Raw genomic sequence first — 13,372 nt, 5'->3', positions numbered from 1 at the left:
TTGTACACAAAAAAAGACAAAAAAAAGGAAACACCCTTCACAGCTCATATGAGCTGCTTCGGCGGCGGACGTATGAGAAGGAGTAGATTCCCTTTCATACGTCCGCCGAGGTGTTTCAAATAATGTCGGCTTAGCTGTATTATAACAGGGGGTTGGAGGTGTATCTGTGATTCTCATCACAACCAACCCCGTCTTTCACATTTTTTCCAAAAGAATGGTTGAACCCCCGCCGCCCTGCTCTGCAGGAACTACAATCAGCTTGCGCGGCAGGCGGGCCCGAAGCTCGGGAACATGGCTGATGATGCCTACGGACAACTGGTCATTATGCAGTCTCTCCAGTGATGTGATGACGGTGTCGAGCAGATCCGGGTCCAGGGTGCCAAAGCCCTCATCCAGGAAAAAGAATTGCAGCGGATATTGTCCGCGCAGCTGAATCTGGGCTGACAGGGCAAGCGCCAGCGACAGGGAGGTCAGGAAGGTCTCTCCTCCGGATAACGTGGACACCGGACGTCTTACGCCGCCGTTCCCGTCATCCCGGATGACGAAGCCGCCGCCTGAATCCACCTCCAGCGCGTAACGCTGCTTACTCAGGAACCGCAGACGCTGCGACGCAGCCTGGCATACCTGCATCAGCTGCTCCTCTGCAATATACTCCACAAAAGCATTGCCGCGCAGCACGGTCTGCAGCTTGGACAGACGCTCCTGCATCGCCGCATGTCCAGCCCGCTTGTCCTCCAGCTCTACCCAGCGGATATGGCGCTGCTGCAGATCCTCCAGATCCCGCTCTGCCCGCGCACGGGCCTGAAGCGAGGCTTCATCCTCCTCTTTGCACCTAAGCAGCATGTCCTGGCTCTCCTGCCATTCTTCACTGCTGAGCTCAGCTCCAGCCAGCTTCTCTTCAATGCTCCGCAGCTGCAGCAGGCACTCTGCCTCCTCTTCGCGGTAGGACTTCACACGTTCGGCGGCCTGTGCCCGTTCTCCAGTCTCCAGCGATGAGGCCTCCACCTCTGCGGCCGAAGCAAACGGCGAAGACTGCAGACTCTCCTCCCACTGGGCGGTGGCGGCGGTATAATGCTCCTGCGCCGATTCTGCCGCCTGGCGGGCTACCGCAGCTTCGCGGGTCTGCTGCTGCGCCTTGTCCGCTGCCCGGCGGTGTTCCTGCCGGCTGCGTTCCAGCGCAGTCTGCAGCTCCAGCAGTCTGCGTTCACATGCGGCCAGCAGTTCCCCGGCAGGCTGGCCGCCGGTCCCTTCGCGCAGGCGCTGCTCTTTATCACGGGCAAGCGCTTCTTTGCCCTCAAGCTGCGCATCCCACTGCGCCAGCTCCTTATCCAATCCGGCCAGCTGCTCGTTCAGCGTCTGCACGGCAAGGCTTTTGTCGTCCAGGAACTTGACACTGATCTCCAGCCGGCTGCGGATCTCCTCAGCGCGTTCATCCTTGCCGAGCATTTCCTGATACGTTCTCTCCGCTTCCTCCGGGGCAAGCTCCGGGAAGAGACGGCTCCATTCCTCTCTTAGCTTGCCGGCTGAAGCTGCCAGCTCCTCTGCCTTGGCAGACAGCCCCTGCAGCCAGGTCTTCTCTGCTTCGGCACCCGCCGCCTCCTTGTGATACACCTGCTCCAGCTCCTGCAGGGAACGCTGCCAGTCTGAAGCTGCGCGGCGCAGCTCTGCGGAGCGTCCCCGCAGCGCGACCAGCTGCTCATTCAAGCCAGACAACCGGCCATCCATTGCGGACAGGGCTTCTTCATCCGGGAGGAGCGTGGTTGCCAGGGGGCCGGGAGACTCCGAGGTGCTTACAGAATCAGGTTCGGCGTGGAAGCCGGAACTGTTCAGAAAGTCAGGTCCTGCATAAGAGCCGGAATTGCTGGAGAGCTTGGGTGCGGGCGGGGCTTGGAACGACATGCCTGCCGTCTTGTCCGCAGCCGGCTCTGCGCCGGCCGCACCCGCGGCGGACTGGTGCAGCGCCTCTTCGGACGTGCCTCCCGCCAGCCCAGCGAGCCACGAGCTGTCCTGCTCCAGCAGGCTGCGCAGCAGATGGCGCGTCTCCAGCGCCTGACGGGCCTGAGCGCGGACATGGCGGAGCCTATTGTCCAGCTCCTCCGGGTTCCCCTGCTCCTGCTGAAGCGCAGGGGAAGGGTGATGCTCACTGCCGCATACCGGGCAGGGAACCCCTTCCCGGAGTTCACCGGCGAGCGCCTGCGAGAGCCGGTGAACCTCCTGTTCCTTAAGCGCAGCCTCCAGCGCGCTGATGTGCTCCTCCAGGCGGCCGGCAGCGTCTCCCGCTGCCCCTTCGGCCGTACGTAGCTCTTCCTGGTGCAGGGCGGCGGCGGCCAACAGCTCCCCGCGCCCGGCATCCAGCGCCTGCCGCCGGGACCCGGCGGCGGCCAGCCGCACTTCCGCCGCTGCGAGCACCGCCGCGCGGCCCTGGCGTTCACGTTCTGCCGATTCCCGCTGGGCCTCGGCAGAACGCAGCCCCTGCAGTCTCTGCATGGCTTCCTGCAGAGACTGCCGCTCCTGGGAGCGGACCGCCAGCGGCTGCAGGCTCTGCTGCAGCTCGTGCTGTTTCTTTTGGCCGCGGGCCAAAAGCTCACGCTCCCGGGCCAGGCTCTCCCGCCCGGCGGCTAAAGACCGGGCGGCTTCCCCGCGGCGCGCCTGCAGCGCCGCGCGCTCGCTGTGCAGCGCGCTGAGCTCGGCCTCCAGCTCAAGCGCGCGCCGGTACCGGCCCTCCTCCTCACGGAGGGCCGGCTCGCCTGCGGATAGCGCGGCCTGGGCCGCTGCTTCCGCTTCTGCCCCAGCCGCCGCCTCCTGCACGGCGGCGGCGGCCAAGGCCTCAAGGCCCACTGCGTGTGCCGCCCGGGCCTTCCAAGCCTCCTCCGCGCTGCGCCAAGCCTTCAGCGCGGGCAATCTGCGCTCGGCCTCGTCCGCCTTGCCGAGCTTCTGCTCCAGGAGGAGGATCTGCTCCTCCTGAGCCAGCAGGGCCTGCCGCTGCGACTCGCGGCGGGCCCGTTCCTCTTGCAGCTCGCGGATGCGGACGAAGCGCTCGGCGCGCTCCGCAGCCTCCGTGAGACGCTTACGGCAGTCCGCCGCATGACGGATCGCCTCCTGCACACGGACAGCGGCCGCTTCCACATCCGTCTTGCCCGCACTGCCCAGCCCCTGCTGCTCTGCTTCCAGAGCGCGCAGCGCCGCCTCGTTGTCCTTGACGCGGCGGCTCAGCTTCAGTGCCAGCCCGTCACCGTACTGTTCCAGATGGAACAGACGCTGGAGCATCTGCCTGCGGTCCACGCCCCGCAGCGACAGGAACTCGGCGAATTTGCCCTGCGGAAGCACAACGGCCCGGGTGAAGTCGTCCATCTTCAGCCCGATGTGCTCTTCGACACAGCGCGTAACTTCCGCCAGCTTGTCGGCCATCACAAAATCGCCGTCCGCCTTGACCTCGATGAACCGGCTGATCGTATTGCTGACCGACTGCTCCCCGGTGCGTTTGAACTTCCGTTCCACGCGGTAGCGCCGTGCCCCGGAAGAGGAGTTCAGCTCGAAGGTGAAGGCCACGCTGAGCTGGTCCTCGGAGTGGTTCATAATCCCCTGGGTTCCGTTCACGGCGCGCTCCACTTTACCGTACATCGCCAGTGTAATCGCGTCCAGCAGACTGGATTTGCCGCTGCCCGTCGGACCAAAGATCCCGAACAGCCCCGTCTCGGTCAGGCTGGCAAAATCAATCTCCTGCTCCGCCCGGTAACTCTGCAGCCCGGATAGTTTCAACAATATCGGCTTCAAGTCAGTTCTCCTCCCCTTCCGCAGCATCATGCCGCTCTTCTTCCGCCAGCTCCAGGAACAGCGCAATCAGGCTGTCATCCGGCTCCGCACCGCCGGTCTGGCGCTGATAAAACCTGCGGAACAGCTCCTGTACAGGCATACGGGAGCGGGACATCTCTTCCAGCTCCTGCTCCATCTGCGGATAGATGGGCCGGATATGGACGATGCCCTCCCGTGACTTGCGCAGCCGCTGGATATCATTCATGGACATCGCCTCGGTCAGCCGCAGCTCCAGATCAATAAATGCCCCGGCGTCCCTGCCCTCATCCAGCCAGCCGTAGACCTCCTGTAATCCGCCCGTGGACTTCCAGTTCACCAGCGGACGCCCGCAGGAGAGATAGATCTCCTCGAACACCGGCTCCCCGCCGGGTGCGACATCAATCATAGCCACCGACTTGGCCTGGCCTGCTTCAGAGAAGCTGTAAGCCAGCGGAGAGCCGCTGTATCGGATCATCCCGTCTCCTTTGACCCGCTGGGCGCGGTGAAGATGTCCAAGTGCTGTATACTGCGCGCCGCAAGCGAGTGCCAAAGGATCAACGGTATAGGCACCGCCGACCTGGATCGGCCGTTCGGAGTCGCTCTCCACGCCGCCCAGCACATAGATATGGCTCATCGCCAGATTGACGGTCTGCGGGGTGAACTCGCGCCCAAGCAGATTCATCAGCCGCCCGACCCGGGCGCTGTAAGCCAGCCGCAGCTCCGCCTCTCCGCTGTCTCCGGCAAGCAGCTCGCCCAGCCGGGCTTCGGAGGGGTAAGGGAGCGCAGCGATTTTGGCAACTTCGCCGGTTCTGGCCGCATGCACTGTGACCGGTTCCGAAGTAGGCATTCCGACGAGCGTAATCCCCTGTCTGCGGACAAGCGGAGACACGGAAGCTACGCGCTCCGGCTGGTCGTGATTGCCCGAGATAACCACCAGCGGACGGCCGCCTGCCGTCAGTCTGGCCGCCGCGTCATAGAACAGCTGCTCCGCAGCCGCCGGAGGATTCACCGAATCGTAGACATCCCCCGCCATCAGAATCAGATCCGCCCCGGAGGAATCGGCAATCTCCACCAGTTCTTCCACGAACTGCTCCTGCTCCTTTTGCCGGCTTCTGCCCTCCAGCGTCCGTCCGAGATGCCAGTCTCCTGTATGCAAAATGCGCATTTCCGCCCTCATTTCCCCGCCTGTCTGCGGCAATCATAGATTCAACTATTATCTTTAAAATGAAACTTCTATCCAGTACCCAGGCTTACCCTCCACACGGTTCCGTCAGCAGTTGCACCGCTTATCGACCAGGAATCCTGCACTAAATACAACTTCCCTGCGCTAAGAAAGTTCTTCTACCGGAATTGTTGCAAGAAAGGCAGCATTCCCCCTGCTTCAGGCCGATGTACAGAGCTATTCTTGTATTTCATGCAGCAATTCGGTCCAATACACAGCGATCTCTACACTGAAGCTGTAATAAGTACAACATTTCACATCATTCTAAGGGACATTGACTGGGGCGGACAGTGATTTTGATAAACAGCCATATTTAGTAAGCAGCCACTTCATTCTTTGATCCAACGATCGCCAGGCCGCAAGAATATAATTTGTCTCAACTACCGCTCAGCACCTATATCCGCCGCAGTTATAGCATCAATCCCCCCACTCACAATCTCACAGCATGTCCGCCGTCGAAAAAGTACAGCCAAACCTCGCTGACCGGCTCGCCCAGAATATCCAGCAGAGCCTTGCTGTACAGCTCCAGCTGGAAACGGTATTTGTCCGACAGCTGTGCCAGCCCATCCCCGTGCGGAGGGATATGATCTGTTTTGTAATCCAGCAGAATCAGCCGTCCCTCTTCCCGGAACAGGCAGTCGATCACCCCTTGAATCAGTACCGTCTCCGCAAAATCACCGCCGCCCGGCTCATCCGCAAGTCCGGCAGCCGCTTCATCCAGATAGTCAAGCCCCCGGTAGGCTTCACCGGCTGGCATTGTGTAGCTGAAGGGCTGTTCTCTGGTCTTCCAGGCAGAGTGGAAGAGTCTGTGGCCCAGCTCACTCCGGCAGAACTGCTCTACTTCCTCCAGCACTACCGCTTCCGCCTGTTCCCTGCTAAGGATCGCAAGCCTTTCAAGACGCACAAGCGTAGCCTCCAGCACAGACCGGTCTACCGGCTCATCCAGCGGAATATGCTGCATCACCGTATGGTAGGCCGTTCCGCGCTCGGCAGGGGTAAGTCCCCGTTTTTCCATGAATTTCGGCCGCTGGAGATGCAGGCTGTCCCTATACCCGCGTTCGTTCCGTTCATCCGGCCTACCTGGGAGCTTCCGCTCCTCCAGCTGGTCGTACGACGGCTGCTCCTGCATCGACAATAACCCCTTGAGCTCGGTGACCGAGGTCTTAGCAGGGATGCTTGACGCTGCCGCATACCGGTAAGTCCAGCCCAGTCTCTCTGCAATCTGCGCAGCTGCCAAGGTCTCGGGTGTTGACACCGCCCTGCCCCTGCGGAGCGCCTCCAGCATCACCCGGCGTTGTTCGTTTTTGTCCTGATCGCCGTCCCCGGCAAGAAAGGCACCCGGGCTAAGCTCCGGTGCACCAGTCACCGTAATGCTCCAGTTCGACTCATCGCCATGCAGCACTGTGGATACCGGTCCCTCACTGCCTGCCAGCTTGCGCAGAATAGCAGCGGCAGGGTGGCGGATCAGCGCTGGCCCCACCCAGTCCAGATAGCTGCGGCCCCTGGCCAGCAGGTGATCCGCCAGCAGCAGTTCCTCGCGGCCCTGCATCGCGGCCCAGCCGGACACCGTGCGCGGCAGATCCCTGACCGTGCCGACCAGAATCATTTTGTCGCGCGGACGGGTCAGTCCGACATAGAGCACGCGCATCTCCTCAGCGAGCAGCTCCAGCCGCGAACGGCGGTTAATCGCCAGATAGGGCAGCGTCGGGTAGCTGACCCGGGTCTCCCGCTCCACGAAGCGCGGTCCGAAACCAAGCTCCTTGTGCATCAGGAACGGAGAGTGGAGGTCCTGACGGTTGAACATTTTGGCCATACCTGCCAGGAAGACAACAGGGAATTCCAGCCCCTTTGACTTGTGGATCGTCATAATTCTGACGCCCCCGGCCTCCTCGCTGCTTCCTCCGGCAACCCCCAGATCGCCGCCGTTCTCTCTCAGCCGTGAGATAAACACCAGGAAGCGGAACAACCCTCTGGCCGAGGTCTCGTTCTCGAATTGAACAGCCCGGTCATACAGCGCCTTTAAATTGTTCTGGCGCTGAAAGCCTCCGGGAAGCCCCCCGACCCACTCCAGATACCCGCTCTCACGGTAGATCCTCCAGATCAGCTCGCTTAAGCTTCCTTGCCGGGCCGCATTTCTCCAGTTCTCCAGCATGTCCAGGAAGGCCTTAAGCTTACGCTGCAGCGTAAGCGGAATATCCCGCAGCGCCGCTGAAGCATCGGTTCCGTCAATTATATCTTCCTGTACCCCCTCATTTCCTGACGATGGCGTAAGCTCTGACGCAGCGGCCGTCTCACCGGCTGTGTCACCAGTACCGGCATCCTGCCCTGCCAGCAGCCCGGCCTCCCCGAACAGATCCGGCGGATCGTCCCGCAGCGCCGCCCCTGCTTCAGAAGCCGCAACCAGCGCATCGTAGAACGTCCCTCTGCTGCACAGCCGCACCTTCGCCAGCTCCTCCTCCCGGAGATTCACCACCGGTGAGCGCAGCACTCCAGCCAGCGGAATGTCCTGACGGGGATTATCGACAATCTGCAGCAGGGAGAGGGCAATTTCCACCTCGGTAGCCTGAAAATACCCCTTGTTCTGGTCCCCGTATGCCGGGATACCTTCACCCCGCAGCTCCTCAATCATCAGCGGCGTCCATACCCGGGCCGAACGCAGCAGAATGACAATGTCGCCATATACTACGGGACGCATGATCCGCAGTCCTTTATCATAGATCAGCAGCGGCTCACCGCCGGTCATTCCCGTCATCTGCGAGATGCGCCGGGCAATAGCCCGTGCTTCCAGCTGTGCAGTCTCACTCTCGGCAGCCTCCAGCTCCAGAAGAGGCAGCTCATCGTCCTCTGCTGCTTCATCCGCCGGCCCCGGGGAAGAGCTCCCCTTGTCGATCAGCAGCAGCTCCGGCGCAAAATAAGTATCCGGCCCTTTCTCTTCGGCTCCCGGAAAATTCGCTCCGTACACCAGCTCTGCCCGCTCGTCGTAACTGATCTCCGCGACATTGCTGTCCATAATCTGCCGGAAGACCATATTCACCGCATTCACCACTTCCAGCCTGCTGCGGAAATTGCGGGCCAGATCGATGACGAGACCATCCTCCTGTCCCTCCAGTCCCAGATTAGCCTCCGCCCGGCCATCTGGCTTGTCTCCGTAGGACAGCTCATTACTGAACCTGCGGTATTTGTCCAGGAACAGGCCCGGCTCCGCCAGGCGGAACCGGTAAATACTCTGCTTCATATCCCCGACCATGAAGCGGTTTCCGGGGGCTTCCCGGGAGATCAGCCGGACAATCTCCTCCTGCACACTGTTGGTATCCTGATATTCATCCAGCAGCACTTCGTCGAACTGGCTGCGGTACTCCATCGCCGCATCCGACGGGAGCGAATGCCCCGGCTGTGAATCCGGATGACGCAGAATCTGCAGGCAGTAATGCTCCAGATCACTGAAGTCCACCAGCCCCCGGCCCGCCTTCTCCAGACGGTAGCGTTCACCGAAGGCGATTACGGTCTCCGCCAGCTCCTGCATCAGCGGAGCCGCTGTATGAAGCTCACCCAGGAAGGATTCTGCCGGACGGCCGAACAGGGATTTCTGCAGCTCCAGCAGGCTCTTCTTCACCTGATCCCGGATCGCCTTCACGCTCTCCTGAAGCAGCGGAACGGTAGCATCCTTCTTGCAGGGCTTCAGCTTCCCGAAGGAGATCTCCATGAAGATATCATATAATCCGGCCCAGGGCTGCGAGTCCACCGCGTCCAGCAGGCCCTGCGCCATCTCCAGATCGGCCGCAAGATTCTCCGCATAAGGCGCCGGACCGCCGGGCTGAAGCGCGATCTCACGCCCCTGCTCCAGCTGGCTGATCGCCCCCTTCAGTGTAAGCCGGGCTTCGGCAAGAATGCTCTGCACCCAAGGCGTATGGCTCAGAGCCTCGGCATCCGGCAGCGCAAAGTCGGCTGCGGTATCCCGCAGCCACTGCGCAGGCCAGGGATGGCTGCGCGCGAAATCATGCAGCCGCTGAATCAGCGAGTGCACCGCATCATCGCTCCGTTCACCGCTGAACCAGTCTGCGAGCTGCACGAACAGGGTATCTTCTCCGTCCCCGGCAACCTCGCCGTATTTCTCCTCCAGCAGCTCTTCCAGCAGCTCCTGGCGCATCATCTCCGCCTCATGCTCATTCAGGATACGGAAGCCGGGATCAATCGGAATGATCTGGTAATACCGGCGGATGACTTCAAGGCAGAAGGAATGCAGCGTGGTAATGGAGGCTCTGCCCAAGAGAGCAAGCTGGCGGCGCAGATATTCGTTCCCGCCTTCACTGTCCTCCTCAAGCTTACGCTCAAGCGCTTCCCGGATACGCTGGCGCATCTCGGAGGCGGCAGCCTTGGTGAAGGTTGCCACCAGCAGCCGGTCTACGCTGAATCCTGCTTCCTCATTGCTAATCTTGCGGATTATCCGCTCGACGAGAACCGCCGTTTTGCCGGAACCGGCTGCCGCCGCCACGAGAATATCGCTGCCGCTCTCGGCAATGGCACGCCACTGGTCATCACTCCACAGACTGCCCTCCGGCTTCGTTTCGGGTACAGGTCTTGTGCTCACAGCTTCTCTCCTCCTTTGCGGGACAGCAGATCCCAGATCACTTCTTTGCCCGGCTTGCTGAGAATGTTATAACTATTGCCCTCCACCGCCTCATCGAACTGGCAGACGGGACGGAAGGAGCAGAAGGTGCAGGCTGTTTCCTGCTGGATGCGGTAAGGCTGTATCGCCACATCCCCCTCTGTAATGCTGGTCCCGATCTCAGAGATTGTGCTGCGCACCGAGGACCGCAGCTGCACCCATTGCTCCGGGGTAGCTACGGATGCACTGCTGTAGAAGCTGCCGTCACTCTTCAGCGCTACCGGAACAATAGAGGAATACCCTTTGTCGAGTGTGGTATCCATCAGCGATACCACCTCGCGGTCGGCGGTCAGCAGGCCCTTCATCTTAAAGCGCTTCATCAGCTCCTGCTCCGCCTGTTCCCGGTTCATGCCGTTGGCTGAGGTCAGGAGCGGATCATGAACGTGGAAATAGAGCGCACCGGCAGGCAGTGCTGCCTGGCCAAGCCATTGCTCGGAATAGGTCAGCAGCACATCAAGATACGTTAACATTTGCAGCGACAATCCATAGTAGACCTCATGCAGCTTGAGATCCTTCTGGCTTGATTTGTAGTCGATAACCCGCAGCAGAATTCCCTGCTCTCCTTCAGCCTTATCCACCCGGTCAATCCGGCCGACCACCTCCATGACACAGCCGTTCGGCAGTGTGATTCTCAGCGGAGGCAATTCCTGACCCGGGCCAAAATCCAGCTCCAGCCCGACCGGCTCGAAGCTCCCCCGGCGCGAATGCTCCCCGAGGATGACCGAAGCGCGGCCGACAATATTCTTCAGCTTGCGCGAGATATAGCCGTAGCGCTTGCTGCTCATCAGAATCTCTCCCTGTAACAGCGGAGACAGCTTGTCTACGGTCTTCCCCGCTTCCGTGCGGCACTCCTCCGCAGTCATGCTGCCCCAGCTGCGGCCTTGCTCCTGTAGCCGCTTCGCCATTTCACTGAGGGCCGCATGGAAAAGCTGTCCGATATCCGGGGCCTGGAGCTTGTAGAGCTGGCGCTCCTTCAGCCGCAGACCGTAGGAAGCGAAATGGGAGAAGGAGCAGGCAACGAACCGCTCCATCCGTGACACGCTGCCGCGCAGTGTGGAGCCGCCATACAGGCGCAGGCTGGTCTCTTTCTTCAGCCGTATGCCTTCATTGCGGTAGAACAGCGAGCCGAGCAGCCGCTCCAGCTTCAGCTTCATGGACAGATCCGCATGACGGTATTCCGCTGCCTGTTCATCCGCAGGCTTGTCTGCACCCTGCTCCGCCGCAAACCAGTTATAGACCTCCCACCACATGCCGGGTATCTCTGCTCCTTGACGCCACTGGCGGAGCTGAAGCAGCAGCATGCGCAGCGTCTGCTCAGGATGGCCGATGAAGTCCATATGGACTTCATCGTCATCATTGCCGCTCTGCGGGAAGCCGGAGAGGAATTGTTCATCTAACTGCTGCGGGAACATTCCCTGCAGCTGGCGGATGACCTCCGAAGGCAGCAGCGCCTTGCCCTCATCGTCAGCTACGGCATAGCTGATCCACAGCTTCCTGCTGGCCGTCGTAAGCGCATTGTAGATCAGGAAGCGTTCATCCAGCAGCTTCCTGGATGAGCCCGGTGCAAGCTCCATACCGGACTTCTCCAGCAAGAGGCGTTCCCCTTCGGACAGAATACCGTCTTCCTTGAACTGCGCCGGAACCACGCCTTCGTTGAAACCGAGCAGGAAGGCGTACTTCACCCCCGACACCCGGGTGCGGTCCATCGTACCTACCAGCACCTGGTCAAGTGCAGGCGGGACGAGCCCCATCTTAAGCTCAGCCAGCCCGGTCTCCAGCACCCCGGCGAACAGGCTGAATTCTATCCGTTCCTTGCCCATCATCTCGGCAATCTGGTCCAGCAAGCCTAGAACAGCCCCCCAGAGCTGGCTATGCTCCCGGGCGGCTTCGGGACGTCCTTGCTTCAGAGACTCTGCTCCCATCTCTTCGAGCTTGCTTGCCGCTTCCGTATCCTCCAGCAGCAGATATACTGCCTTGCACAGCTCCAGGCCGCTGCGGCTGGCCTTGATTCTCTGCTCAAATGCCTGCAGCGGTTCAACAACGGCCTTCCGGCAGGCCTCCATTCTTGCCAGCATCGCTTCATCTACAGCTTCACTGCCCTCCAGCGATAGGCGCGGAATGCCCTTCCAAGAGCGCCCGTTCGTCCAGCGGGAGCCGTGAATGCCGCAGGCCAGCACGTAGTTCTCCAGCTCATCCATATGAGCGCGGGTAATGCTTCCGTCCAGCGGCAGCAGCAGCTCCGTCTTCACGCAGCGGAACACATCTTCATAACGCCAGCGGCGGCGGACGACATCCAGGGCGGAGCGGATGAATTCCACCAGCGGATGATGCAGCTCACTCTGCTTCTGATCCAGGAAGAACGGAACGCCGAAGTCCTGAAACAACGGGGCAATCAGCGGTTCATAATCGGCCATATTGCGCATGAATACCGCCATTTCCCCATATTTGGCTCCATATTCTCTGGCCAGGGCCTGCATCTCGCGCAGCACGCCCTCCACCTCGGTGCGGCGCGAAGCCGCAGCCCGGATGCTGACGGCTTCCTTCACCTCTTCAGCCGGTCCTGTCCAGGAACGCCGGCGCTGTAACCCGCGCTCCAGATGGGCAAGTACTGGACTGTCCTGGAACCTTGGCAGGACGGGCGGGGCGAGCAGCTCATCCCATACGGTAAGCCCCATCTCCTCCGCCATTCCCCGCAGCTTAATGTAAGTTACCGCTGCCGGATGGAACAGCTCCAGCTCATGCGGGGCAACATCAGGAGGATAGATCCGGTCCAGTGTGAGCGCAATGTTCATTGTGCCGGCATACTGCATCAGCTCACGTAAGACGACAAATTCCTGGTTGCTGAAGCCGTGGAAACCGTCCACCCAGATCTCGGCGCCGCGGATATAGGCAGAGTCCGCAATATGCTCAGCGAGTTCGGCCAGCCTGTCCTCTTCATCTATGTAGAGCTGTGACATCTCCTGGTCCAGCTCGCTGAAGACGAGATGCAGATCATCCAGCTTCCCGGCCAGAATAGGGCTGCCCAGCGTGGCATCCCGCATTCTGCCGATCTGCTCTTCCAGGTCTCCGGCTCCAAGACAACAGCGCTTAAGCTCCGTGTGCAGACTGCTGAGCCGCTCCACAAATCCCGGCCGGTCCGAGGAAGCACCGAACAGCTTCAGCTCCTCTTTGCGCTTGCTGATAATCTTGTAGATCAGCATCTTTTTGCCTTCTTGACTGATGGGCAGACTCGCGCTGCCGCCGGTCTCCTGCTTCACCCGGTAGGCGAGACGCGAGAAGCTGAGCGTCTGGGCACGCAGACTTCCCTTCACGCCGCCTGCTGCCAGCAGTCCCCTTTCCGCTCCGAACGATCCCTGCTCGGGAACAAGTATAATGATCGGGGCCCCCAGCGGCTCTGCCTTTAGCCTGGAGGATACCCGCTCCCATATTGTAGTCGTCTTGCCGCTGCCCGAGCGGCCGATGATGAAGTTAACCGTCATTTCAGCAGACTCCTTCCGTTGAACCCTGGTACTCTATGCAGCACCAGAATCTATGAAACTTCTCGTCTCCATAGTATAGCACACCTCCACCGCACGCTCCAGAACGTACGTTTGCCATTGTTTGCAAATGCACCAAGTGGACACGGTACAAATACATCAAAAAAGAGCCTCCTTAAAAGAGACTCTTCCCGCAAAACCGGCTGCCCCGCCGGT

At 60.8% G+C, this 13,372-nt stretch carries 4 protein-coding genes; all 4 read right to left on the bottom strand.

What is annotated here, in order from left to right:
• Positions 1-195: 195 nt before the first annotated feature.
• The 4 genes from MKX63_RS12740 to addB all read right to left on the bottom strand — a co-directional run bounded on the left by MKX63_RS12740 (position 196) and on the right by addB (position 13,159).
• Positions 196-3,774: an AAA family ATPase gene (locus MKX63_RS12740; RefSeq protein WP_341017467.1), complete on the bottom strand. Its 3,579-nt coding sequence runs from the start codon at positions 3,772-3,774 to the stop codon at positions 196-198.
• 1 nt (position 3,775) lies between these two features.
• Positions 3,776-4,957, bottom strand: a complete 1,182-nt coding sequence (locus tag MKX63_RS12735; protein WP_341017466.1) for an exonuclease SbcCD subunit D — start codon at positions 4,955-4,957, stop codon at positions 3,776-3,778.
• A gap of 487 nt (positions 4,958-5,444) precedes the next feature.
• Complete coding sequence (locus tag MKX63_RS12730) at positions 5,445-9,602, bottom strand: UvrD-helicase domain-containing protein (RefSeq protein WP_341017465.1); 4,158 nt, start codon at positions 9,600-9,602, stop codon at positions 5,445-5,447.
• Positions 9,599-13,159, bottom strand: a complete 3,561-nt coding sequence (gene addB, locus MKX63_RS12725; RefSeq protein ID WP_341017464.1) for a helicase-exonuclease AddAB subunit AddB — start codon at positions 13,157-13,159, stop codon at positions 9,599-9,601. Before addB ends, MKX63_RS12730 begins: the two co-directional genes overlap by 4 nt.
• Between the last annotated feature and the right edge of the window lie 213 nt (positions 13,160-13,372).

It is taken from the genome of Paenibacillus sp. FSL R7-0179, assembly GCF_038002265.1.
In the GTDB taxonomy this organism is placed as follows: domain Bacteria; phylum Bacillota; class Bacilli; order Paenibacillales; family Paenibacillaceae; genus Paenibacillus_AQ.
Note: the sequence above shows the minus strand (reverse complement) of the source record. Positions and strands in the feature narration are given on the sequence as shown.